General features: G+C 51.7%; 21 protein-coding genes and 5 pseudogenes. 16 read left to right on the plus strand and 10 right to left on the minus strand.

Going from position 1 to position 25,682, the window contains the following annotated elements:
* Positions 1 to 287: 287 nt before the first annotated feature.
* From OMP38_RS29600 to OMP38_RS29635, 10 genes and pseudogenes are all read right to left on the minus strand, one after another.
* Complete coding sequence (locus tag OMP38_RS29600) at positions 288 to 485, minus strand: PI-PLC domain-containing protein (RefSeq protein WP_277568268.1); 198 nt, start codon at positions 483 to 485, stop codon at positions 288 to 290.
* A 60-nt stretch (positions 486 to 545) separates the two neighbouring features.
* Positions 546 to 1,187, minus strand: a complete 642-nt coding sequence (locus OMP38_RS29605; RefSeq protein ID WP_277568269.1) for a glycosyltransferase family 2 protein — start codon at positions 1,185 to 1,187, stop codon at positions 546 to 548.
* Complete coding sequence (locus OMP38_RS36390; protein WP_420869779.1) at positions 1,184 to 1,528, minus strand: GtrA family protein; 345 nt, start codon at positions 1,526 to 1,528, stop codon at positions 1,184 to 1,186. Before OMP38_RS36390 ends, OMP38_RS29605 begins: the two co-directional genes overlap by 4 nt.
* Before the next feature lie 27 nt (positions 1,529 to 1,555).
* The gene (locus tag OMP38_RS29610) at positions 1,556 to 1,834 is read right to left on the minus strand and encodes a hypothetical protein (protein ID WP_277568270.1); all 279 of its coding nucleotides are present in this window, start codon (positions 1,832 to 1,834) and stop codon (positions 1,556 to 1,558) included.
* A 13-nt stretch (positions 1,835 to 1,847) separates the two neighbouring features.
* Positions 1,848 to 3,005, minus strand: a complete 1,158-nt coding sequence (locus tag OMP38_RS29615) for a glycosyltransferase family protein (RefSeq protein ID WP_277568271.1) — start codon at positions 3,003 to 3,005, stop codon at positions 1,848 to 1,850.
* Between the two features lie 223 nt (positions 3,006 to 3,228).
* Positions 3,229 to 4,305, minus strand: coding sequence for a class II aldolase/adducin family protein (locus OMP38_RS29620; protein WP_277568272.1), 1,077 nt, complete (start codon positions 4,303 to 4,305; stop codon positions 3,229 to 3,231).
* Positions 4,298 to 4,999, minus strand: coding sequence for an HAD family hydrolase (locus OMP38_RS29625; RefSeq protein ID WP_277568273.1), 702 nt, complete (start codon positions 4,997 to 4,999; stop codon positions 4,298 to 4,300). Before OMP38_RS29625 ends, OMP38_RS29620 begins: the two co-directional genes overlap by 8 nt.
* Complete coding sequence (locus OMP38_RS29630) at positions 4,989 to 5,396, minus strand: hypothetical protein (protein ID WP_277568274.1); 408 nt, start codon at positions 5,394 to 5,396, stop codon at positions 4,989 to 4,991. The genes OMP38_RS29625 and OMP38_RS29630 overlap by 11 nt, the downstream gene beginning before the upstream one ends.
* Positions 5,320 to 5,572, minus strand: a pseudogene (locus OMP38_RS36395) (hypothetical protein). Before OMP38_RS36395 ends, OMP38_RS29630 begins: the two are co-directional and overlap by 77 nt.
* A gap of 10 nt (positions 5,573 to 5,582) precedes the next feature.
* Complete coding sequence (locus tag OMP38_RS29635; protein ID WP_277568275.1) at positions 5,583 to 6,941, minus strand: glycosyltransferase 87 family protein; 1,359 nt, start codon at positions 6,939 to 6,941, stop codon at positions 5,583 to 5,585.
* Positions 6,942 to 7,175: 234 nt separating this feature from the next.
* Between OMP38_RS29635 and OMP38_RS29640 the strand changes: the two are divergent.
* The 16 genes and pseudogenes from OMP38_RS29640 to OMP38_RS29715 all read left to right on the plus strand — a co-directional run bounded on the left by OMP38_RS29640 (position 7,176) and on the right by OMP38_RS29715 (position 25,482).
* Positions 7,176 to 7,980 (plus strand): annotated as a pseudogene (locus OMP38_RS29640) (sugar phosphate nucleotidyltransferase).
* Positions 7,946 to 8,504 (plus strand): annotated as a pseudogene (gene rfbC / locus OMP38_RS29645) (dTDP-4-dehydrorhamnose 3,5-epimerase). Before OMP38_RS29640 ends, rfbC begins: the two co-directional pseudogenes overlap by 35 nt.
* A gap of 6 nt (positions 8,505 to 8,510) precedes the next feature.
* The gene (gene rfbB / locus OMP38_RS29650) at positions 8,511 to 9,605 is read left to right on the plus strand and encodes a dTDP-glucose 4,6-dehydratase (RefSeq protein ID WP_277568276.1); all 1,095 of its coding nucleotides are present in this window, start codon (positions 8,511 to 8,513) and stop codon (positions 9,603 to 9,605) included.
* Positions 9,595 to 10,390: pseudogene (gene rfbD, locus OMP38_RS29655) on the plus strand (dTDP-4-dehydrorhamnose reductase). The gene rfbB and the pseudogene rfbD overlap by 11 nt, the downstream one beginning before the upstream one ends.
* Before the next feature lie 119 nt (positions 10,391 to 10,509).
* Positions 10,510 to 10,785: an alpha/beta-type small acid-soluble spore protein gene (locus tag OMP38_RS29660; protein ID WP_090116219.1), complete on the plus strand. Its 276-nt coding sequence runs from the start codon at positions 10,510 to 10,512 to the stop codon at positions 10,783 to 10,785.
* Positions 10,786 to 10,939: 154 nt separating this feature from the next.
* Entirely contained in the window at positions 10,940 to 12,145 is a 1,206-nt protein-coding gene (gene metK, locus OMP38_RS29665) for a methionine adenosyltransferase (protein ID WP_277568277.1), read from the plus strand.
* Between the two features lie 139 nt (positions 12,146 to 12,284).
* Complete coding sequence (locus OMP38_RS29670; RefSeq protein WP_277568278.1) at positions 12,285 to 13,271, plus strand: Ig-like domain-containing domain; 987 nt, start codon at positions 12,285 to 12,287, stop codon at positions 13,269 to 13,271.
* Positions 13,231 to 15,264 carry an Ig-like domain-containing protein gene (locus OMP38_RS29675; protein ID WP_277568279.1) on the plus strand — a complete coding sequence of 678 codons (2,034 nt, stop codon included), beginning with the start codon at positions 13,231 to 13,233 and terminating at the stop codon, positions 15,262 to 15,264. Before OMP38_RS29670 ends, OMP38_RS29675 begins: the two co-directional genes overlap by 41 nt.
* On the plus strand, positions 15,224 to 16,651 hold the full coding sequence (locus tag OMP38_RS29680) for an S-layer homology domain-containing protein (protein WP_277568280.1): 1,428 nt from the start codon (positions 15,224 to 15,226) through the stop codon (positions 16,649 to 16,651). The genes OMP38_RS29675 and OMP38_RS29680 overlap by 41 nt, the downstream gene beginning before the upstream one ends.
* A 385-nt stretch (positions 16,652 to 17,036) precedes the next feature.
* Entirely contained in the window at positions 17,037 to 17,423 is a 387-nt protein-coding gene (locus tag OMP38_RS29685) for a hypothetical protein (RefSeq protein ID WP_277568281.1), read from the plus strand.
* Between the two features lie 202 nt (positions 17,424 to 17,625).
* Entirely contained in the window at positions 17,626 to 19,296 is a 1,671-nt protein-coding gene (locus OMP38_RS29690; protein ID WP_277568282.1) for an S-layer homology domain-containing protein, read from the plus strand.
* A 172-nt stretch (positions 19,297 to 19,468) separates the two neighbouring features.
* Positions 19,469 to 20,509 (plus strand): UDP-glucose 4-epimerase GalE, encoded by a 1,041-nt coding sequence (galE, locus tag OMP38_RS29695; RefSeq protein ID WP_277568283.1) that lies wholly within the window; start codon positions 19,469 to 19,471, stop codon positions 20,507 to 20,509.
* 264 nt (positions 20,510 to 20,773) lie between these two features.
* A complete protein-coding gene (locus OMP38_RS29700) occupies positions 20,774 to 22,255 on the plus strand; it encodes a phosphodiester glycosidase family protein (protein ID WP_277568284.1) in 1,482 nt (493 codons plus the stop codon).
* Entirely contained in the window at positions 22,233 to 23,429 is a 1,197-nt protein-coding gene (locus OMP38_RS29705; protein WP_277568285.1) for a copper amine oxidase N-terminal domain-containing protein, read from the plus strand. The genes OMP38_RS29700 and OMP38_RS29705 overlap by 23 nt, the downstream gene beginning before the upstream one ends.
* Positions 23,430 to 23,577: 148 nt before the next feature.
* Positions 23,578 to 24,758: pseudogene (locus OMP38_RS29710) on the plus strand (sensor histidine kinase).
* Complete coding sequence (locus OMP38_RS29715; protein ID WP_277568286.1) at positions 24,748 to 25,482, plus strand: response regulator; 735 nt, start codon at positions 24,748 to 24,750, stop codon at positions 25,480 to 25,482. The pseudogene OMP38_RS29710 and the gene OMP38_RS29715 overlap by 11 nt, the downstream one beginning before the upstream one ends.
* Positions 25,483 to 25,682: the final 200 nt, after the last annotated feature.

A 25,682-nucleotide genomic window follows, 5' to 3' on the forward strand; every position in this document is an offset into this window, starting at 1 on the left:
CTTGAAGCTCTGGAGATACCAAGCAGAAGTTAAAGCCTCTATTTTTAAGTACTAAATAAGTTTCTTGGTCCATTGGAGGCCGCGTAAAGCAATCCACCCAAATCCATTTTACTTTACCTTGCATATTCATGATCGTATCTGCCGCTTCATATTCAGAAAATCGAAGTGCAATATTGGACTCTCCATGGTTAGTTAATTGGACGATCATGGGGAATGAGCAGTCCAGAAAGAAGTATTTCTTAATATTATACTTTTTGATCAGTTCTAGTACCTTCCACTCAATTCGTTCACTTTTTTATATTCAAGATCATCGTTCCATGCTGATAGTGCTTCAGATATTCTTCAAAATCCTCTCCGTCAGTAAAAGGATCGTGTTGAAGAATCAGCCGGTCACCATAATCCCTCAGATCAAGCTCGACTCCGTATTCATGAGGTACCATCTTTAGCTCTGCTACGGTATTAATTCGATGCGCGATATACTCCACGTTTCAGCTCTCCCTTCAATTTAAAGCTGTATTGCAAGGTTCTTTTTTACAAACTTCCATTTACTCGCTAATCCGGTATTCCAACTGGATTGTCCATGTATGCGCTCTGGAAATATCACATCGAAGCGTGACACGTGAATCCCATTTTTGCGAGCCATATAGAGTGCATAAAGATCTAAGGAGAAATCGTGGGGGGGGATTTTCCCAAGACTCAAAGAATGTGCGATGAAAGACATTTGGCTGCGCATTAATATCATGAAGCGATTTGCCCATATAAATGGTTTCAAAAAGGCTCATGCCAGATGTGAATATCTGATCAAATAAAGGCCGGTTCTTCCGGTTTCCCTTTACATATACCCGTTCAGGGTTGACGGATGCCTCTATAATGTGGAGGGCTTTAAGTAAATCTGCCGGATCAGTCTGCATATCCGCATGCGTCCATCCAATAAATTCGCCACGTGTTGCGGCTAGTCCAGATAAGATTCCAAATCCATATCCTTGATTCTTCTCAACCCGTACAGTGTGAGCAAATGAATAGTGAGGAATCAGCGTTTCAAGAACCTGTTGGCTGTTATCAACCGAGCCATTATTGACGAGAATTACCTCGATATCATCCCGATTTATAAAGTTTGCAAATCGTTCAAGTATCAAAGGGATGTTTTTCTCTTCATTATAACAAGGGACAACGATCGAGAGCTTCATGACTTCTTAAACACCCACCATTTCTGTCCGATAAAATTGAGAGTTGTGCTTGTGCCTGTGGCGGCCAGGAAGGCCAATAAATAAGCCTCCCTCACTATTTGCAAAGATAAGTGGTTGACGGCGATATTGGCACCTAGCGTGCAGAGATATAAGGCCATAAACTTAAAAATCTTTGAAGATTTATGAGTAGTCTCTTCAAAAGTCCATTTTTTGTTTAGCAGATAAGCGACGATCGTCCCACAGATAAAGGATATGGCTTTGGCAATACTAGGAGCTATAAATTCTTTAAGTAGAAAATAGACAATGGTATCCACAAGCACGGATAAACAACCGACTATTATAAATCGAAGCGCCTGTTTTTTTTAGCATCAGACAGGGTTTTCTTGAGAGAATCGGAAATACTGATCATTAAGCGCCTCAGCCTTATCTTTAGCGACTGTCGGATCGGCAAACAAATTGTATGGATGCCAATCGCACTTATGGAAAAAGCTCTGCCAATAAACGAACGTTCGATAGTCGTTCGGCGTTCCCCAGCAAATATAATCGTCGGTCTCAATAACCTTTACGTTCAGGCCCATCTCTACCAATTCATTCAGAGTGGAGTCGACATAGAATTCGCCATTTACGCGAATGTTTTTCTCCTTCATTCGTTCTAATGCGTCAACCAGGTATTGTGCCTTTTTTAAAGCAGAATGCACCTACAACTGCGTGATCCCGGCCGGGATTGTCGCTAATCGGAACTTTTACGCTGACGCGCTTCACGCTTCCAGCTGCGTCAACATCGATCCAGCCATACATCTGAGGATTATTAATGCTGGAGACATGATCACGGAACGTCCAAGCCATTGCATCGATAGTGTCATCGGACATATACTGCACAAATAACTGATGATTGTAAATCATGCCGTTGTCGCAGGCGCCGATTACAACAGGCAGTCCAAGATCCTCGCCTTCCAAACCTGCGACACATGTAGATGCTTGTCCCTCGGTAATATGGCTTAGTGACAGAATGCGTGCATCGGGATAGGATTCTCTAATATGCTGTTCCAACGGATACCGTTCCAAGTGATCTTCCAGACAGACAAAAATATTCTTTGCTCCTGAAGGTAAACTGCTGGCAGCTTGTACAACCATCGGCTTGCCAGATACTTCAATCAGCGGCTTAGGATCCGTATAACCTTCTTTGACGAACCGGCTGCCCGCTCCAGCGAGCGGAATCAAATTGTAACCTTTATGGCTCGATACATAGTTTTCATTTTGCTTGATTATATTTGAAAAGTAATGAGACCACTCATTGTACTCCGCTACGTCTGCAGGAGTACCCCATTGGAGCATGTGTTGAATTTCAAAAATGGATACTCGCAGGCCGTCCTGAACAAGCAGATTGTAAATCAGACTAACATAATACTCGCCGCCAAGGTTAATATCGAGATCCACGAGCTTAGGGAAATACTTTTTAACATATGATCCCTTTTTGAAGTAATAAGTGCCCATCGAGGCATATTCATTCATACGATTATCCGTGAAGGGTTCTTTTTCTTTGATCTCTAACATCCACTGGTTGTCATCGCGCATAAAGGCATAATTCGTAGTTCCAAGCATATGTGGATGAAAACCCTTATAGGCAGGAACTGCCCCATCTGCTTGACGTCCTCGCGTATGCTCGAGAAAACCCGGATAGTCCCAGTAACAGGAAAAATCGCAGTAGTTAACGATAATTTCTTCTTCATCATCAATAAAATTATAAGCATAGGAGACGGCAAATACAGGGCCCTTTTTTATGGGGGGGGATTGTGATGATATTCCCTTTGGGTGCAATGCGTTCCAGGATGTCCCTCATCGATGTCGATTTTAAATGATCTTCATTGCAGATAAAAGTAAACTTGGACTCCCCTGGAAACATACGGACAACGTGCTCAATCATAGGTATTCCGTCAATTTCAATTAAGGACTTTGGTATCGTATAACCAGCTTTTAAAAATCGATTGCCAAATCCGGACATAGGTATAACGATATGCATGCGTTAGTTCCTCCTAAATGACTACTGTTTTTGTCTGAACTTTTCTGCTTCCCAATTTCCCAAGTATTTAAGCTCATCAAGCGGTAATGTATGGACAATGCCTGGTGACAACTGAATAGCGAGTAAATGCAATTTAAGAACATCCTCCATTTCTTTTGCTTTTCGGACATTAGCGGCAATCAGATACATAGAGCCTTCGATCACAATTGCTTTTGGCTCTTCCATGTACTTCTGAATATATAACTCTATTTTATGATCAAGCTCATCCCAATCGGTCTGAACGACCTTATACCCTAAGAAAACAAGGCCGTCCGGAAAATAGGGCGTATGACTCAACAAAGGGGATGGGGAGGCAAGCATTTCTTGGATGATCCGATCCTCTGATAAGTAAGCGATGCGATCACTGCCATGAATACGATTGACTGCTTTAGATACTTTGTTCACGTTACGATATCGTGCAAAGGATGTTCCAAGATAGTGCTCCAAGCGTTCCGTGACTTCCTCTGTGATTTTTTGGATATCCTCAAATGAATCCGAACTTGCGATTAAACCGTGATTTTGTAGAAAGACGATGGATGGTTTAATACTGTGCGTTTGCATATAAACTTCGTAGCGTTTCTTCAGTCTAAGCGCTAGCTCAATGCCAGGAGTATCATATTCGACCAACAGGATGTCCGGGCCAAAAATATTAAGCAGTCTCTCTTCCCAATCAGGCAAGGCTGTAAGAGCATTAACCGCTATCGGGTGTGTGTGCAAAGTATACTTAGCAAGCAGCGCATGAAGATAAGTCTCGATGGAAGGCCTAAAATCAGGGGTGAGAATCGTATCTTTAAGTAGGGTATTGGATATACTCTCTTTTGATTTCTTATCTTCTGAGGCAACGATCTGAGGGCTTTCCATGATGGAAGTTACCAACTGATTATTGACGATCGAATATCCGCGATTCTCGCTTAAGTCCGACAATAAGAAACCCGATGCTTTAATCGCCATAGTACCATCTTCAAATTTAACGGATGAATTTCCTCCGCCGGCCTGAATAAGATCTAGTCGCTCTCCCGCATATTTAGACATTTGAATTAATTGCTTTAGCTCATTCATGAAGGTAATCCCACATTTCTTTGAAGTTTTGAATTTCGATGACTTGAGGCGGCAAGGATTTCGTCTTGTGAGTTTGGTTGAGCCAAAAGGCAGGAATGCCTAGATTGACTGCTCCCATAACGTCCTTATCGAAGGAGTCTCCGATCATGCACACTTGGTCGGGCTGTAGCCCGCTTTTTCTTAGCGCAAGCTCGAAAATGAATGGATGAGGTTTCTCGCAGCCGGCCTCTTCACTTGTAACCACGAAATCCAGTAGAAGTTCAAGATTTAATTGCTTGAGCTTGAGAAATTGAACATCCGCGGTTAGATCGGTTACCATTACGATCTTTAAGCCACGTTTTCTCATAGCCTTAAGCCATGGGATGACATCCTCGAACAGTTCAATGCGTTGAACGAAGTCCGACCAATAGTCGTGGTAGCATTCCAAAGCCAATGAATAGGAATGTTCTTGAGGTTTGGAAAAGCCTTCAATAAGACGTTGGAAATATAATAGCCGGTTATGAGAGGCTGCTTGGCCATGCAGCGTCGCATGAAGGGGACGCTTCGCCTGGTTGTACTGCAACACAAAGGACTCGAAGTCCCAATCCAATTTAGAAAAATGATTATGATAGACGGCAGTCAACGCGTACTGGTGACAACGCTCATAGTCATAGAGTGTGTTGTCAAAGTCAATTAAAATGCCTTCAACTTTCAAGAGGCTCCTCCTTCATCTTGTCAGCAATCATAATAAGAATCATCATTTGAACCATACCCCGTATTCCATCGCGGAATGCTGCATGTTCGGAGATGAGCTCCTCTCTGTTTTGAACCAAAGTATTCGTTATGGCCATAAAATCCAGCATGTTGAAAGGTTCTTTCAATATTAAATACTGAGATTGAAGATCCTCGGAGTAATCATGAACTACGCCGGATATTCCGCGTGACAATAAAATATTAATCAAGGGATCCAAGTCGATATTTGAATCCAGAGTAAACTTCACCAGTAGCCGTGGATCGAATTGATCATTGCCCATTTCATAGGTTTCGTCTGTGAAATAGGTGATAACCAAATCGGCATATGTTTTTTTGCGGATAGATATACTTCTGGGCATCCGGCATTCGACTGTTAATCTGCCTGATAACCTGTTCTTTCGTGTAGCCTCTCTTTTTTAAAATCTCGGATGATTTTCCAATGCCGGCGAAGGTTTTCGTCCGTCTCTAAATATATTTTAAGATCAATATTTTTGCGCATCTTCGGCAGATAAAAGGGGTGTAGGCCGGATAACACTATGAAATCATTAGACTTCGTAAGGATAGGGGGAGGTGAACTTGCCAGTCACATGATCATAAACTATCCGCTCAATCGTTCCTCCCCTCTTTAACGAGGACAGATGTTCCGACTGACGGTGCAGATGATTGGCTTTAGGATTCAAGTGTGTGTACTCTTCCCAGTTGGAATCACCGCGTTCCCATTTATGATCGCCGTCTCCTTCGATTTCTAGCATCTTCTTGTCATTCAACAGTAATTTAATATCCTCTAAAAGCGTACTCTTTCCGACGCCGCTGTCTCCGCCTATACCGATCGTGAACGCTTGCTGTGAATTTTTGTAAATGGAATTGCTTCGTACGCCATGATTATACAAGTAGTAGACAACCGTAATTAGGCAGCCAGCTAAGATTGTATATGACACATTTTTAAGATCAGTCGAATTTATTTTCAGATGAAGCGGAGTCCCGCCAATAAGGATGTCATTTAAATCGGTCCGGTGGAAAAAGATGAAGTATAGTAAGTAAGAAAGAGAAAAAACAGCATCAAGAATAAAAATACGCTCATTGTTAAACTGGAAAGCATTAATAAAGTAAGTGAAAAGAAAAGGTATGATCCACATATACCAACCAGGCATTGGAGGGACAAAGACTAAAAAACACGCAAACAGGAGACCAATATAGCTAAACAACAGATCTTTATTTACTTTGCTATACATTAAAAATCGAATATAGATGAGTACAACGACCAGAACCGCTAAATAGATATGAAGGTTTTCGATAGGGAAATTAACAGATAGCACTTGTTGTTGTTCTTTGTTTTTAAAAACAAAGTTGAAAAATTCAATTGAATTGATATAAGGCAAAAGTAATATTCCGAATGTAAAAATAGAAACTAATAAATAAGTAAGAGGGTTGACCTTCTTCTTCCAAAGATAAATCAAAATCAGAGGCAGAGCGGCAGCAACATGAAATTTCGTGGAGAGCGCCAAACCGAATATAATAGAAGAAACGAAAGGCTTCTCTTTAATAACAAAATATAAAGCAAGAAGTATAAGTGCGGTCGGAATCATATCAAGTTGTGAATGCACATAGCTTGCATAGAAAATAATAGGAGAAGCGAAATATAGAGCTAGTACTTCTTTCGATCTTGCGGGGAACAGTTTAGTTAGAATGAAAAAAACGACTAAATCTGCGGCTAATAAAGGCAGCTTAAAGATTAAATTGTCCAGATAATAGTTTTCAGGCAGCAAGTTGGCTATGAACTGAAACGGAGTTAAAATAAAGAGCATTAACGAAGGGTATGGAAATGGATTGGGTAAGCTATGAACGTAATAATATTCCCATGGATTCCAGGTAGACTTTAAAAAAAAGTTGGACGAAGGGAACAAAAAAGCCGATCTTTATAATCGGAAGAAAACAAGGCAAGAAATATAATCTTGAGCGCTAATAATAATAGGAAGAAACGATTTCGGAGAAACGTGGAAAACATTGCAAGTCATCCTAACTTCATGTAATTTCATAGCAAACCATCGATATTGATTATAGCCGATTCTCACTTACATTGTAGCAAAATGTCGATATTATAGTAATAGGGCTTACTGTTAATGAATGGAGTGAAAATTATGAAAGGCATCATTCTTGCTGGAGGTACTGGGTCTCGTTTGTTCCCCCCTCACCAAAGTGACAAATAAACATTTGCTTCCAGTCGGCAAATATCCTATGATTTTTCATGCAGTAGCGAAACTAAAGGAATCTGAAATAGAGGATATACTTATCGTTACAGGCAAAGAACACATGGGAGACGTCGTAAACCTCCTTGGAAGCGGACGGGAAATGGGCGTTACGTTTACATACAAAGTTCAAGACGAAGCAGGCGGGATTGCTCAAGCGCTTGGGCTTGCAGAGAGCTTCGTGAACCATGAACCGATGATCGTTATACTAGGGGATAATGTGTTCTCTGACAGTATAGCGCCATATGTGGCAACATTCAGTGAGCGTGGAATAGGTGCGAAGATTCTTATCAAGCAGGTTCCGGATGCCAAGCGTTATGGTGTTCCACAGTTGGAAGGGAACCGTATTGTTGCAATTGAAGAAAAACCGCAAAACCCTAAGAGCAACTTTGCAGTCACGGGAATATATATGTTTGATGCCAGAGTGTTCGAGATCATAAAGTCGCTTAAGCCGTCCTTACGCGGAGAGTTAGAGATCACGGATGTTAACAACGCTTATATTGCAACTGGAGAGCTTAGCTTTGACATCCTAAATGGTTGGTGGACAGACGCAGGTACGCATGCATCCTTAACGCATGCGAATGAACTAGCGAAGAATATTGAATTCGGTGAGGGGTTCGGAACGCCCAAAAAAGTAATTGACGATTGGAGTAGATCAAAACATGAGGGTAAAGGAGACTGCTCTAACAGGAGTTAAACTTATAGAACCTATTGTATTTGGCGATAATCGGGGATTTTTTTATGGAATCATACAATAAACAAAAATTTGCCGAGCAAGCAATCAATGTTGAGTTTGTTCAAGATAACCACTCCCTATCTGCGGATGCGGGCGTTCTGAGGGGGTTGCACTACCAATTGAGTCCGAAAGCGCAAACCAAACTGGTGCGCGTAGTATCGGGGGCAATATTTGATGTAGTGATTGATATTCGCAGCGGCTCGCCTACATTTGGTCTGTGGAAAGGGTTTATCCTTTCGGCTGCAAATAAACGCCAACTTCTGGTTCCAAAGGGATTTGCTCATGGCTTTTGTACATTGGTCCCGAATACAGAAGTGATATACAAAGTTGACGAAGAATATTCGCCAAGTGATGATCGAGGAATTGCATGGAATGACCCCATTCTTAATATTGATTGGCCAACACAGTCGCCCATATTATCGGAAAAGGATACTAAGAATCCTACTTTTGCTGAAGCAGAAATAAATTTTACTTTTGAAGGGTGATTTCACGTGAGATTGTTGGTCACTGGTGGCGCTGGGTTCATTGGAAGCAACTTTATTCACTACTACTTAAATAAACATCTTGAGGATTATGTTATAAACGTAGATGCATTGACCTATGCTGGGAATCTTGAGAGCCTCACCGAGATTGAAAACAACCCTAATTATGAATTCCATAGGTCGGATATTACGAATCGCGAAATCTTGGAGCCATTGTTCGAACGAGGCGTCGATGTCGTCGTTCATTTTGCAGCCGAATCCCACGTGGATCGAAGTATACTTGATCCCGGGGCATTCGTGCATACAAATGTGCTCGGTACTCAAACGCTTCTCGATTTAGCCAAGCACTACAATGTGGGTAAATTTGTTCACGTATCGACCGATGAAGTATATGGTACGCTTGGCGACACAGGGCTTTTCACGGAACAGACGCCTTTGGCTCCGAATAGCCCCTATTCGGCAAGCAAAGCCGGATCTGACCTGATGGTTCGGGCTTACCATGAAACCTTCGGTTTGAACGTTAATATCACAAGATGTTCAAATAATTATGGTCCTTATCAATTCCCAGAGAAGCTAATTCCGTTGATGATTCAGAATGCTTTGGATGACAAGGCGTTGCCGGTATACGGAGATGGATTAAACGTACGAGATTGGCTGTATGTCGAGGACCACTGCAGCGCCATTGACTTGGTTATCCGAAAAGGTATCAGCGGTGAGGTTTATAACATCGGCGGCAACAATGAGCGCACGAATATCCATGTCGTAAAAACGATTCTAGAGGAACTCGGCAAGCCGGATTCGTTGGTTCAGTATGTCCAAGACCGTTTGGGACATGATCGCCGATATGCCATTGATGCAAGTAAGATTCGGACGGAACTCGGTTGGAGTCCGAAATACGATTATGAATCAGGCATTCGCAAGACGATACGATGGTACCTGGACAATCAGGATTGGATGAATCAAGTGCGTACAGGAGCTTATCAACAGTACTACGATACCCAGTACCGCTCGCGGCTGGGGGGAGTAGAATGTGCAGGTGAATCGAAAGAAATTGTTGGTCACCGGAGCGAAAGGGCAATTGGGCCAGGAGCTTATGCGTACTGAAGATGAGCGATATGAAATCGTGGGCCTGGATCGTGTAGCCCTTGATGTAACGGATCTTGCTCAATGCAAGCAAACCATTGCCCAATATGCGCCTTCGGCGGTTATCCATGCGGGGGCATACACAGCGGTTGATCAAGCTGAAACTGAAGTGGATGAAGCTTATCGAGTTAACGCGCTAGGTACGCGGAATCTCGCGATCGCCGCCCGTGAGGCGAACGTGAAGCTTTGTTACGTTAGCACGGATTATGTTTTTGACGGGCAAGGCAGCCATCCATACAACGAATACGACAATACAAATCCACAATCTGTTTATGGGAAGTCGAAGCGGGCGGGGGAGCTTTTGCTTCAATCAATTTGCCCAACCTTTTTTTATTGTTCGTACTTCGTGGGTATACGGCAAGCACGGCAATAATTTCGTGAAAACCATGTTGAAGCTCGCGCAGGATCGTGATTCGCTCAAGGTGGTCAGCGATCAGATAGGTTCGCCTACGTATACGAGGGACCTCACTTTGTTTTTGCTGAACTTAGTTGAGACAGAGGCGTACGGAATATATCATACGACCAATGCAGGAGCTTGTAGTTGGTTTGAGTTTGCTCAAGCCATTTTTGAGGAGCGCGGCATTCAATCGACGCTCACGCCTTGCACGACATCCGAATTTCCGCGTCCCGCTCCGCGTCCTGCTTATTCAGTTTTGGACCATTCGGCTATTCGCCAAAATGGTTTTTCGGATTTGAGGCCTTGGAGAGAAGCGCTCCGAGAATTCCTGTCTGAATTGGACAACTGAACGTAGTTTCCTTTTTTAAGTCGCCTTTATTTTCCCCCTCACCCATTAACTCATACGCCTCCGGCGAAGCAGACCTGGTCATACTAGGACTGTCAAATTCAATGGAGGTGCATGACGAAATGGCTAACAGACGCAATCGCAAGCTGGTGCCGGAGAGCGCGAAGGCGCTGGATGCAATGAAGTACGAGATCGCATCGGAACTTGGCGTGGACTTCGGTCAATACAGCGGAGCAGCAGGGGCAGGCGATACGGAATTTGCCGGCGAGCTAGGCGCATTCTCTGCAGGCGGTGGCGGCTCGCAATACTTGGGCAACCTGACTTCGCGTGAAGCGGGAGCGGTCGGCGGCGGCGTCACCAAAAGGCTGATTCAACAGGCGCAGCAATCGTTGATTTAACGCCTGGATAATAAACGGTTGACAAAGGGCTCGACCGTATTTTCCGCTCATTGACACCCCTCGACAATTCCGGTATCATTAATCAGAAGGTCTGTCTAACAACCTTTTCCTACCGGAAAAGGTTCATTTTTTGTGTAGGGGGAGGTTGAAGATATTGTCGACGATTAAGGGCCGGCATCTCTTCACGTCCGAATCGGTCACGGAAGGCCATCCGGACAAAATTTGCGATCAAATTTCTGACGCGGTGCTTGATGCATTTCTGGCAGCTGATCCGAATGCGCGTGTCGCTTGCGAAGTATCCGTCGCTACAGGACTTGTACTTGTTATCGGCGAGATCTCCAGCTCCGCGGACTTCATCGACATCTCGTCGATCGCCCGCAAGACGATCCGCGAGATCGGCTATACCCGCGCTAAATACGGTTTTGACTCCACCACCTGCGCTGTTCTGACGTCGCTCAACGAGCAGTCGGCCGACATCGCGCAAGGTGTTAACGCAGCGATCGAGAGCCGCGACGGCAAGGACGTGCTCGTCGAGAACGCCGACATCGGCGCCGGCGACCAAGGCTTGATGTTCGGCTTCGCGACCAACGAGACGCCTGAGCTCATGCCGCTGCCGATCGCGCTCGCGCACCGCCTGTCGCGCCGCCTGTCCGAAGTGCGCAAGAACGAGACGCTCGGTTATCTTCGTCCGGACGGCAAAACGCAAGTCACGATCGAGTACATCGACGGCAAGCCTGTCCGCGTAGATACGATCGTCATCTCTACGCAGCATGCCGAAGAGATCACGCTGGATCAGATCCAAGCGGATATCAAGAAGCATGTCATCCTGCCTGTCGTGCCTGAAGAATGGCTCGACGGCGAGACCAAGTTCTACATCAACCCGACCGGCCGCTTCGTCATCGGCGGACCGCAAGGCGATGCCGGCCTCACCGGCCGCAAGATCATCGTCGACACGTACGGCGGCTACGCTCGCCACGGCGGCGGCGCATTCTCCGGCAAGGATCCGACGAAGGTCGACCGCTCGGCTGCTTACGCAGCTCGCTATGTGGCGAAGAATATCGTCGCGGCAGGCCTTGCCGACAAGTGCGAGATCCAGCTCGCTTACGCGATCGGCGTAGCGAATCCGGTCTCCATCAACGTCGATACCTACGGCACGGGCAAGATCGCCGAAGAAAAGCTCGTCGAGCTGATCCGCGAAAACTTCGACCTGCGTCCGGCCGGCATCATCAAGATGCTCGACCTGCGCCGCCCGATCTACAAGCAGACGGCAGCCTACGGCCACTTTGGCCGCACGGACATCGACGTTCCTTGGGAGCGCACCGACAAGGTGGAGCTGCTGAAGGCCGGCGCTTGGGCTTAATTTCATCTTCTCCATCATCGTCGACCGCCTCTACGGATTTGATCCGGCAGAGGCGGTTTTTGCTTATCCCCTAAATTTCCCTGTCCCCGGAGCCGACATAAAGAGTACAGTATGTCCTTAGGATCTGGAGGAATCGCAATTGCAGCGTCTTCAACTTCGTTTTCGTCTCGTCCCCTTTCTTTTGCTGATGACGATCCTGTCACAATCGCTTGGCGCGCTAGGCGCATCGGCTGCGAACGGCGGCCCCGCAGCGGTAACGCTTCAGCCCGCGGACAACAATCCGGTCGTTCCGGCCAACGCGCAGCTCTCCGTCACTTTCGACGAAGCCATCTCCCGTGGTACGGCTGGTACCGTATTGATCAAAGAGGTTGCGTCGAACAACACTGTGGGCAGCTATGACATAGCGACGGACATGACACGTCTTTCGATCAGCCCCAACAATCAGCTCAATATTTTGCCCGCACCCGGAGCTCTTCAGGCCGGCTTGGACTATTACGTTCAAATCACGCCTGGCTCGCTCGTCGGGAGCAGCGGCTATTTCGGCGGCATTACGGATGCGACGGCCTGGAACTTCCATGTCATAGCCGCCGATACGACACCGCCCGCGGTCAGCGCCTTCGCCCCTTCGTCGGGCGATGCGATGTCAGCGACCGGTGCGCTGTCGATTACTTTTAACGAGCCCGTTCAAGCCGCATCCGGCAGTATCCAGATCGTGCGACGGGATACGCAGGACGCGCAGGTTATTTCCGTGCTGTCCTCCGCCGTCACGGGATCGGGGACGAACGTTATTCGCGTCCAGCCCCCGACGCGGCTTGCCGCCAGTACGCAATACGACGTGCTCATCGACAATGGCGCATTCGTCGATGCCGTCGGCAACAAATTCGCCGGCATCTCCGGTCCATACATATGGTCGTTTTCGACTACGGCTTCCGCTGTAGCGGCGCCGCAGTTCATCTATCCTGCACGCGGCGCCGCCGCCGTGAACGGCGACGCTCCGATTACGCTTCAGCTTCAATTCCAGACGGGGATGAAGGCGGGAGCGACAGGGAATATTACGGTCAAAAAAGGTATCGAACAACGAGACGGTGGAAACGATTCCCGCCAACTCTTCGCGCATTACCTTTAGCGGCGCTAACGTTAACATTGCAATGAACGCAGCGCTCGTGCGCAATACCTCTTATTATGTATTAATCGACCCAGGCGTGCTGTTGACATCGAGCGGAGAAGCGTATGAAGGAATCGTAGATCCGACAGGTTGGAATTTCTCCACGTTGGCCTCCGTAGATTCGACGCGACCGACGGTATCCTCATTTGCTCCCGCTTCCGGCGGGTCGACGACCGATATTGCGGGCAGCCTGAGTATTCAGTTCAGCGAGCCTGTCGTCCCCGGCTCCGGCAATGTCGTCATTCGCAATGCCGACACGAACGCGGTATTTTGTTCGATACCGGTGACGGCGCCCTCGATCACGGGAGGCGGCACTTCCGTAATCGCGATCAAGCCATGCGCGTCCTTCTCGCCGAACGTCAGCTATGCCGTGCAGATCGGCACCATGGCATTCGCGGACCTTTCGGGCAACTATTTCGCGGGCATCGGCACTTCGGATCTCACCACTTGGCGGTTCCGCGTAGCTTCGGATACGACGCCGCCCGAGTTGATTGCCACGGATCCGGCTCCGCTGCTCAATAGCGTGCGTACGAATGCGGTCCTGCGGATGACCTTCAGCGAGCCGGTAAGACTGGCTTCCTCAACGGTCACGGCCAGTGCGAACCTCGCTAACGGCGGCACGTCCGTCAAAATTCCGCTCGCCATCGCGGTTGACGGTGCGGATCCCCGGATCGTCACGCTGACGCCGGACACACCTTTCGCCGTAGCTTCCCGCTATGTCGTCAACGTGCCTGCGAATGCGATCGCCGATCTGGCGGGCAATGCGTATCCCGGCATTCTGAACGACTACCGTTGGACATTCCAGACGATCGGGACGGATACTACGGCTCCTGGGCTCGCAAGCGCGACAATGGATGGGGCGGCTGTCGTGCTGCTAACCTACGGAGAAGCGTTGGACGAGTCCTCGATTCCGTTTGCGTCCAATTATTATGTGACCGTGAACGATGTCCCCCGTCAGGTCAATTCAATCACGGTCAAAGGAACGCAAGTGCGCTTGACGCTGCAGTCAGGCGTGGCCGTCGGACAGAAGGTGAAGGTCTCTTACACGCTCGGCGCTATCACGCTTAAGGACCTGTCGGGCAATGCCGCAGCTGCCTTTAATGCCACGAATGTTGCGAATACGGCCGATACGACGCTGCCGCGTCCGTCGAGCGGCGTGGTGTCCGGCAGCGTAGTGACCTTAACGTTTAACAAGTCGCTTGCTCCAGTGTCTGCGTCCGCTGCTAGTCAATTCACCGTGAAGGTGAACGGAACTGCGCAGAGCATATCGTCGATCTCCTCGAACGGCGCGAACGTGACGATCATTCTGTACAGTACGATCGCGAGCAGCCATTCCGTGTCGGTGAGCTATTCGCCGGGCAGCTACAAGCTTACGGATTTATCCGGGAACGATGCGGCGGGATTCACGGACTTTTATGTGCAAAATGCGAACGATACGACGCCGCCGGCGCTTTCCGGCGTGACGGTGCTAGGTACATCGGTCGTCCTGTCGTACAACGAGGGGCTCCTATCGTCCTCCGTTCCGCAGAAGTCGAGCTTCTCCGTGCTGGTCGGCGGATCGGCCGCGGAAATCACCGGCGTAGCGGTCGCTAACAATACGGTCACGCTGACCTTGTCGTCCACGGTGATTCCGAATCAGACCGTTACAGTTACCTACATCCCGGGAGCTACGCCGATCAAGGATCTGGCGGGCAATCAGGCTGCATTGTTCACCGGGTACTCGGTGACTGCGGGCTCGACGGCGGCAGCTACATTATCAAGCATCTCCATTGACGGGACGAAGCTGACGCTTCAATATTCGGGCGCGCTTAACGCCTCGATTATTCCTTACGTGGCTCAATATACGGTGAAAAACGCGGACGGGGGGGCTGTTCGGCATCAGCAATATTACCGTCAGCGGTGCGCAGGTTATATTGACGCTCACGGCGCCGGCAATCGCGGGCAAGGCGGTTAGCGTGAGCTATTCGCCAGCCGGCAACGCGCTGAAGGATGCCTCGGGTCAAGCGGTAGCCGCATTTGCCGACAGGGCGGCGACCAATCAGACGTCCGCGGCAGCCGGACTTCCAGATTACCTGTCGCTGGATGGTGCGGGCGGTCTGCTGCTTAGTCAGACCGTGGCATCGAAAACTTCGGGCACCACGCCTTCCGGCAAGACCGCAGGGCGGTACAACCTGGATAGAGATAAAGTAACGTTGGCCTATACGGCACTTGGCACGGCGCTTAATGCCGGCACCGTCAGCGTGCCCCAACTTACGTTCAGCGTACCGCAGAGCGAGGCCGGCGCGATCGTCGCCATCCCGGTCATGGCGCTCGCTGGCGCAGTCTCGCAAAATTCTGCCGCCGTGTTCAGGCTGGATTATGGAGACCTCTTGTTCAGCTTGCCGCTTAAAGCCGTGAACTTCAGCAAGGAAGTTCAGGCGAGCGGCGGCGACATGACAAGTGCCTATCTGTTGCTCAAAATTGAAAAACTATCGAATACATCGTTGGCATCGGCGCTGAACGCCAAGGGCGTCCAAATGCAGTCTCCCGCAGCGGACTTCTCGGCTTCGATCGAAGTCGGCGGATCCGCGCGAGCGATCGACGAATATAGCACGTACGTGACCCGGTCGTTTTTGCTGCCGACTACTAGCGCGAGCGCATCCGATGCGGCGGTCGTCCGACTGGACGGCGACTCCGGCGAGATTGTCTATGTGCCGACTAAGGCTACAGTTAGCGGATCGACACTGCGCGTGGACTTCATGCGCAAAAGCAATAGCGTCTATGCCGTCGTCGCGAAGCCTGTCACGCTATTCAGCGATATGACGAAGCATTGGGCGGGACCTGACGTCGGGGCGCTGGCATCGAAGTTCATTGTAAAAGGGAGCACAAATTCGGCCTTCGCGCCCGAACGCAAAATTACGCGCGCCGAGTTTGCAGAATTTATCGTGCGCGGCCTGGGATTGAATGGGAGCTCGGCTTCGGCGGCCAAATTCTCCGATGTGGGGAGCGGCGGCACATCCGCTGCATACATTGGCGCGGCGGCCAAAGCGAGCATCGTGCAGGGTGGGGCCGATGGCCGCTTCCGGCCGAACGCGACGATCACACGCGAGGAGATGGCGACGATGATGCTGCGCGCGATGTCATACGTCGGAGTCATGCCAACCGTGACGGGCTCGGAGATTAACGCTTATAAAGACCGTACGAGCGTTAGCAGCTGGGCGAAGGACGCCGTCGTAGCAGCAGTCAAGACAGGGCTGATCAAGGGCGTAACGGCGACCCAGCTGAAGCCGAAGGACAACGCCACCCGCGCGCAAGCGGCGATTATCGTGAAGCGGTTCCTGGAGTACGTGGAGTTGTTGTAGCGCAAGAGAATAGCAAAGTAGTTGAAAAGGGATGAAGCGACTTTCGCTTTATCCCTTTTCTATTTGGCCGGTATGTTTATGCGATGTTAAGTGAGGTTAAACTTCCAATTCTATCTTTACATAGAGATAACGCTTATTTAATGTGTCGAAAATGTGATAGATGGGTAATTATTGATATTAATTTTTCTTAAACGCACCCATTAAGCGGAAAATATGAAGTATGCTAGGGTCAATCGGCTCCTACTAGACGGCCTAAAATACCAACGTTTATATCTTTAGGGAAAATTAACCGTATACAAAGTTGACCTGGTTCCCAAGTATTCGATAAAATACTAGAGAGTATCAAAATTTAATGTATTTAACAAAACAAGTAGAGGTGAGACGTTTGGTACTGAAGAAAAAAGTCGTAGCGGGCACGATCGCCGCTAGCTTGGCCTTCACTGCGCTAGCAGGGTTGCCGCTGAGCAACAAGGGTCTGGCAGAGAAATTGGGTATTAGCGTCGCATATGCGGCCGGTAACAATTTTGATGCATATGAGGCGATGGCGAAAGAGATCCACGACCAGCTGACGGTTAACAAGGCTGTATATGCGCCAAGTGTGGCGGGCGTTGTTTATCCGAAGGGCAAGAACAATAATAGTGTCGCTAGTGTTACATACACGGTTTATACAGGCACTCCTGCTGAACAATCCGTTGAGAAGAGCGTGTATGATATTGGCGGCCAGTTGGTCGGCAAGCTGAACCTGGGTGATAAATCTTCCCCCCGATCGTAATGCATTCGACACGCTTATCGCCGCTTATCTTAAGTTCATCTTCGGACAAGATGCTGATGCGTTTAGCATCACCAGCTCGAGCGTCGAAGGTAAAATTAAAGCAGCGACTACTCTGGAGATTGCCGACTTTAACGACTTCCTTTTCGGTACGCCTAGCGTTCATGGATCCGTATACGAAAGTGTTCAAGGCACCGTATACAGCGTGCAGGACTCCGTATATGGTCAGCTGAGCGGCATGACGGTTACCCAACTGAACGGTCTGACCGATCAAGACTATACGTCTGATTACGCTATTGTTAAAGCTTTGCTGGGCAAGGCATTTGAGCAGGCGCTGGCGAATGGTTCCGATGTCAGTAAATATTTGGTGAGGAATGAAGTAAACAAGGCCGATTTCGAGTCGCTCATTGAGAATTTCCGCAATGCAGTCGGTACTGATGTATTCGACAAAGCGATCAGCGAGCTATTTAAAGCTTATATTCAAGCCAACCACATCACCGGCATTCCGGATTATGTTGGTGGCGGTGGCGGCGGCTCCGCAGTCGTCACGGATCCATCCGTTGCCCAGCTGGTTCAAGATCTGGCAGCCCTCAAGTCCAAGATCGCGGCAGCTACCGGCGAAGAAAAGGACAAGCTGATCGCTCAAGCCGTCGCTAAGGCGAACGAAGTCGTAGCGAAGATTCTGACGCTTGACCTCTCTTCCAAGGTTCAAAACGTCAACGGAAAAGCCACGCTGACGCTGTCCGCAGCAGACATCACGAAGCTGATCTCGGCTGTCGCTGACGCGAAGAAAGCCCTTGCTGACGCAGTAGGTACCGCTGACGGCCTCAACATCGGCGACATCACGATCAACCTTGGCGCGATCACCCAATCGGGCGCGTCCGTGTCGCTTCCGCAAGAACTGTGGACGCTGGCAAACGACGTCAAGGCTGACGGCGTTGCCATCAAGATCGGCGCGCTGAGCGCTACGCTGCCTGTAGGCACCTTCACTGAAGCCGTTACCCTCGGCGTCACGATCGAATCCGGCGACGCTGCATCCTCCGTCACTTCGGGCGTATACGGCAAATCCGTAGCCTCCGACGTTTACGGCTTCGATCTTCAAGTCGGCGGCAAGGCTGTCGAGCAGTTCAACAAGCCGATCAAGCTGCGTCTGCCGCTGAAGAACCTGACGGGCGTAGACAAGGAGCTGCTCACCACGGGCCGCGTCGAAGCTGACGGCAAGGTGTCGACCCAAGGCGGTACGCTCGACGGAGACTTCATCGTAGAGCCGCGCTACAGCTTCTCGAAGTACTTCGTATTCGAGAACAAAGTATCGTTCAACGATATCGCCAAAGTCCAAAGCTGGGCTGGTCGTCAGATCCAAGTCGTAGCGGCTAAGGGCGCGATCGAAGGCAAGTCCGCCGGGATCTTCGCTCCGCAGGACAAGATCACGCGCGCTGAATTCGCCAAGATCCTGATCACGGCGCTCAACCTTGACAATACGCTGGCGACGTCGTCCAAGTTCTCCGACGTACCGGCATCGCACTGGGCTGCTCCGTACATCGCGGTAGCCGCCGAGCAAGGCATCATCAACGGCAAGACGGCTTCGACGTTCGCGCCGAACGCGACGATCACGCGCGCCGAGATGGCTACGATGATCGCTCGTGCGCTGAAGGCGACGCAAGGCCTGAAGGATATCGACAATGCCGAAGCGGCGCTGTCCGTATTCAAGGATGCCAACAAGATCGGCTCCGCGTTCCGTTCGAGCGTAGCATGGGCTGCAGCTAGCGACATCATCATTGGCGCTAACGGCAAGTTCCTGCCGAACAACAATGCGACGCGCGCCGAAGCTGCCGTCATTATCTACCGCGCGCTCAACTTTAAGCCGCAAGCTTAAATGGCGCTGCCCTTATCCATCCAACTTTAAAACAACATCCTTCTCTCTTATGAGAGGGGGGATGTTGTTTTTTCGAGCTAAAGCAGTGCCTGGCTCAAACGAGGTCTATCGTCAAATGAAGCGCCGTCGTATACTAGTAGGAGACGATTGGAAAAGGCGGGGGGGGCATATAATGGCAATCTTAGTTACAGGCGGAGCAGGGTATATCGGCAGTCACACCTGCGTCGAGCTTTTAAACGCTGGGTACGATGTCGTCGTCGTAGATAATCTGTCCAACAGTAGCGAGGAATCCCTAGCAAGAGTCCGGCAGATTACGAAGCGCGAGTTTCCTTTCTACCCTATCGATCTGCTCGAACTGTCGAAGCTGGAGCAGGTCTTCGAGGCACACGAGATCGAGGCTGTCGTCCACTTCGCCGGCTCCAAAGCCGTGGGCGAATCGGTAGCGATTCCTCTGAAATATTATGAGAATAACTTGATTAGCACGATCAATCTTTGCCAAGTCATGCAGAAGCACGACGTCAAGCGTCTGGTGTTCAGTTCCTCCGCTACGGTGTACGCGCCGACGGATGCCGGAGCGATATCGGAAGACTTCCCGTTGGCGGCGTCGAATCCCTATGGGCGTTCGAAATGGATGATCGAGGAAATGCTCAGGGATCTCTTTATCTCCGATCCGGCATGGAGCATCGCGCTGCTGCGGTACTTCAACCCGGTAGGCGCGCATCCTAGCGGCCTGATCGGCGAACACCCGAACGGCAAACCGAACAATCTTACTCCTTATATTACACAGGTAGCGGTCGGTAAACTGGACAAGCTTTATGTCTTCGGCGGTGACTATCCGACGCATGACGGTACCGGCGTGCGCGATTACATTCATGTCATGGACCTGGCCAACGGCCACCTGAAGGCGATCGAGCGCGTGAAGTCGACGACCGGCGCGGAAGCCTATAATCTCGGAACGGGCAGAGGCTATAGCGTGCTGGAAATGATTCATGCGTTCCGAATCGAATCCGAACGGGACATTCCCTATACGGTGGTCGATCGAAGGCCGGGCGATATCGCCGTTTGCTATGCGGATCCGTCCAAGGCGCGAGATAAACTGGGATGGCTAGCGACCAGAGGCCTTGCGGAAATGTGCGCGGACGCTTGGCGTTGGCAAAGCCAAAATCCGAACGGCTATGAAAAATCGGAGCAAGAGAAGATGCAGCTCATCTGAAAATCGCAAATCGCGATCCCTCCGGCCTCTGCCGGCAGGGATCATTTTTATTTTCCGTGCGCGCGAAATTTATATAATTCTCTTATCATATGTAACTTTTTGTAGTTTACGGAGTCTACTAATAGAGGGGAAGTATTGGGAGTTTGGTAGGAATCGGCTGCCGTGCCGCCCCGCGCAAATTTATGACAACATGGGAGCGTATTGCAACTAATGCCTGAATCGAAGTTTAACATTCTGAGAGCTGCTAGAGTCGTAAGTATACCAATGTTGGCGGGAACGCTCGTCGTCGCTTCGTTCGCGGGCACCGGCTGGGCGCCGCTCGCGCAGTGGCAACCGGGCGTCGCTTCGGCGGCGACGGCTGCGGTCACGTACAAGCTGGTGAAGTCCGACGAGGCAATCGTGACGTCCGGCGTGAAGCAGATCAACTATAGCTGGGTGCCGTCGGATACGAAGAAGGGAACGGAGCTCGTTCATGTGCTGCAGATCGACTTGTCGAATCCGTACGTGCAGATGAACGCGCTCAGCGGGAAAAACGGCAGCGTCACGACCGGCCAGTCGGTCGGGGCGATGACTAAGGCGACCGGCGCGGTAGCCGGGGTGAACGGGGACGTTTTCAACACGGGCTCATCGAGCGAGGGCGCGCCGCTCGGGGCGGAGCTGCGCTCGGGACAGCTGCTGGTCGCGCCGACGAAGCTGCAGGGGATGTACGCTTTTGCGCTGACGAAGGACAAGACGCCGATCATCGATCGATTCGCGTTCTCGGGCAGCGTGCAGGCGGCGGACGGGACGAAGTTCGCGCTATCTGGGCTGAACAACTCTTCGTACACGACATATCCGGATAAGACGGCGAGCCATGTCAACGCGCTGTACATGTACACGAACGCCTGGACGGCGGGCAGTCGGCCGGCCAACAGCGGCACGACGCCGATGGAAGCGCTGGTCGTGGACGGCGTCGTGACGGAGATCGGCGACGGGGTGCAGATCCAGACGCCGATCCCGGCGAACGGCTACATCCTCCGCGGGCACAAGGGCAAGGATTCGGGGAACTTCATCCTGAACAGCCTGCCGGTCGGCACGCAGGTGACGAGCGCGTACAATCTCGTGTCGCAGACGAGCGGCAAGACGTACGGCGAGAGCGACTTTCAGATGATCGTGAGCGGGCACACGCTGCTCATGGACGGCGGCAAGGCGTCGGCGTTCAGCCGGGACGTCAGCGGCGTCAGCGGCTCCGCGGACCGGGCGCGCACGGCGGTCGCGTATTCGCAGGACGGCAAGACGGCGTACCTCGTGACCGTCGAGGAGTACGGCTCGCATGACGGCGTGACGCTGACGGAATTCCAGAAGATTCTGACGGCGCTCGGCGTGTGGAAGGCGGTTAATCTCGACGGCGGCGGTTCGACGACGATGATTACGCGTCCGCTCGGCGAGACGGCCACGACGCTGGCGCATCCGACCTACTTCGGCACGACGCAGCGGGCGGTGGCCAACGGCATCGGCGTGTTCACGACCGCGCCGGCAGGCGAGACGAAGGGGATCGCGGCGAGCGGGCCGAAGACGCTGTTCATCGGCCAGCAGGCGACATATTCGCTCAAGGCCTACGACACGTACTACAACCCGATCGATGCCGCCGGTTTGACCCCAAGCTGGAGCGTGAGCGGCGGGCTTGGCGCCTTCGGTAACGGCGTGCTGACCGCGTCGAAGGCGGGCACCGGGGGAACTGACGGTGAAGGCGGGCGCGGCGACTGACAAGGTCGGCATCGAGGTAATCGGCGGCTCGCAGATCAATCAGCTGAAGGCGACGCCGAACACGACCGTGCTCGAGCCGGGCGCGAAGATTGCGGTCAAGCTGTCGGCGACCCTCGCGGACGGACGCACGCTCGAGGTGCCGGCGGATTCGGCGAAGTGGGAGTTCAAGGGCTTCACGGCGGCCGCGAGCGGCGGCGTCATCACGATCGGCGCGGTCGGCGACGGGACGAAGACCGGCTACGCGATCGCCAGGTACGACGGCTTCTCGACGGCGTTCGCGCTGAGCGCGGGAGCGGAGAAGAGCTTCGAGACGTTTGAGACCGCGACCTATCCGGTGACGTTCGACAAGCTCCCGGCCGAGACGGCCGGCACGGCTGCGATCGTGACGGGACTGCCGGGCCGCGAGACGTCGAAGGCGCTGCAGCTGACCTACGATTTCACGGCCGGCACCGGCGACCGCTTCGCCTACGCCTTGCCGAACGGCAGCGCGGGCCTGGCGATCACGGGCAGTCCGAGCGCGTTGACGCTGGACGTCTATGGCGACGGCTCCAACAACTGGCTGCGCGCCGAGTTCAAGGGCGCGGACGGCAAGCTGGCGCGCGTGGACATCGCCAAGATGGTCAACTGGAGCGGCTGGAAGCAGGTTCGCGTCGATCTGGCGGGCAGCGGCCTGACTTATCCCGCGACGCTGACCAAGCTCTACGTCGTCAATCTGGCAGAAGGTCAGGACGAACGAGCGCTGACGGGCTCGGTCGCTTTTGACAATCTGTCGCTTCAATACCCGGCGGCCGTCGACGATGACGCCCAGTCGGATATCGTGCTCAAGCTGGGTCAAAAGTCCGCTGCGGTAGACGGCAAGAGCGTGGCGCTCGACATCGCGCCGCTGCTGCTGAACGGCACGACCTACCTGCCGCTCCGCTTCGTATCGGACGCGCTCGGCGCGGATATCGGCTGGGACCAAGCGGCGCAGAAGGCGACCGTTACCGGCGGCGGCAAGCTTGTCGAGCTATGGGTCGGCAAGCCGGACTTGCTCAATACCGGCATCCGCGCGACGGCCGCGGCGACGCCGATCCTGCGCAGCGGGAGAGTGCTCGTGCCCGTGCGCGTCGTTTCCACGGAGCTCGGACGGAAGGTCGGGTGGGACCAGAAGACCAAGACGATTACAATTCGCTAATCTTGCGCTGCTAGACCTAGTAGGCCCGTCCACGTCGCGCGCAAATATGATATGATGGAGGCATACCTTGTCTCCATTCAAGCCCGCCGGGGCTGAAAGCGTGCGACGCGGGACGGTCCGGAGTAGGGCGCGGAGGGGAGTTGCTCGATTGGACTATCGGGTGGAACAGATTGACCGGGTTATACAGAACGCGATGCGCGTCATGGAAGACAGCAAGATGCAAGTATTCGAGATCTGTGAAGCGGCGAGACGCGAGCTTGTATCGCTCGGCAAGGAATTGGAGAACGTCCTCAGGGAGACCTCCGATACGATCGACAAGGTCGACGCCCTCGAACGAGATTATAAGCTATCGCGCATCCGGCTCACCGAGGTGAGCAGGGATTTCGTACGATTCTCGGAGAAAGACATCAAATCCGCCTACGAGAAGGCCACTCAGCTACAACTGGATCTGACCGTGTATCGGGAAAAAGAGAATTATTTGAAGGCGCGCCGGGACGATTTGCAGAGCCGTGTCCGCAACGTGGAGCTCTCCATCGAGCGCGCGGAGATGATCGGCTCGCAGATGAACGTCGTGCTGGATTATTTCTCGGGCGATCTGAACCAGGTCACCCGTATCCTCGAGTCCGCGAAGAATCGCCAGCTTATCGGTCTGAAGATTATCCTCGCCCAGGAAGAAGAGCGCAGGCGCATGGCCCGGGAGATTCACGACGGTCCGGCCCAGTCGCTCGCGAATCTGGTGCTGCGGACCGAAATTGCAGAGAGGATGCTGGATACGAAGGATTTGGAGCTTGTGCGCAGCGAATTGGTCGATTTAAAATCGCAAATACGCTCGGGATTGGGGGGAGATTCGCAAAATCATATTCAACCTTCGGCCGATGGCGCTCGACGATCTGGGTCTTGTCCCTACGCTTCGCAAATTCGTGCAGGATTTCGAGGAGCGCACTTCCATCCGTTCTGTCTTCGAGACGAGCGGGCGGGAAAAGCGAATCTCGACCGCGCTGGAAGCCGCGATGTTCAGGCTCGTGCAAGAGGCGTTCAACAATGCCTTCAAGCATGCCGAGGCGTCGTACATGTCGCTTGACATCGTCTATCTGGAAGATACGATCCGGATGGTCATCAAGGATAACGGCAAAGGTTTTCACACCGATCTGGCGGAAGCGCAGGCGAAGAAGAATGCCAAGTTCGGACTCATGGGCATGAAGGAGCGCGTGGATCTGCTGATGGGGGGATATCGTCTTCGATTCAGCCATCGGACAGGGCACCACGATTACCATACAAGTACCGATTAAAGCCGATATGCGGAAGGAGTTGGACATTAATGGAGAGTAAGAATTCGAACATCGCCTCGGGCCGCAAGATTCAAGTCCTCCTTGCCGACGACCACCAACTGTTCCGCGAGGGACTCAAGCGCATCTTGAACATGGAGCCCGACCTGGAGGTCATCGGCGAATGCGGGGACGGCATCCAGGTGCTGGAGTTCTGCAATCGGCAAAAGCCGGACGTCGTCCTGCTGGACATTAACATGCCAACGGAGAACGGCGTCATTGCGACGGAGAAGCTGCGCGACATTTTCCCCGAGATCAAGGTCATCATCCTGTCCATCCACGACGACGAGAGCTACGTGTTCGAGACGCTGCGCAAGGGAGCTACCGGCTACCTGCTAAAGGACATGGAAGCCGAATCGCTCGTCGAAGCGATCCGCACGGTCGCGAACGGCCATGCTTACATTCACCCGAAGGTCACCGGCAAGCTCATCAACCAGCTGCGCCGCATGACGTATCTGGACGAGATCGGCGCTGCGTCCGGCGCGGCCGCGAGCCGCGAGACGATCACGAAGTTCGTGCCGAAGGGCAACAATCCGCTCACGCGCCGCGAAGCCGAAGTGCTTCGCCTCATGGCGGAAGGCAAGAGCAACAAGAACATTGGCGAGAGCCTGTTCATCAGCGAGAAGACGGTCAAGAACCACGTCAGCAGCATCCTGCAGAAGATGGAAGTCGACGACCGCACGCAAGCCGTCATCAACTCGATCAAGTTCGGCTGGGTGACGCTGTAAAGCCGTATCGCACGATCGCAACAGCAGGAATCATACATATGCATGGGACTGGCGCCATCCGATGATCGGGAGATCATGCGGGTGGCGTCTTTGTTGCGTAGATGCGATATAGCGACGAAGCGACATGCTTTCACTACGAATTGTAGTTGGGGATATGCGACAAATATCGTGCATGAACGATGAATCTCTTATAATTACTA

Source organism: Cohnella ginsengisoli (genome assembly GCF_029525555.1).
Taxonomy (GTDB): Bacteria; Bacillota; Bacilli; order Paenibacillales; family Paenibacillaceae; genus Cohnella; species Cohnella ginsengisoli.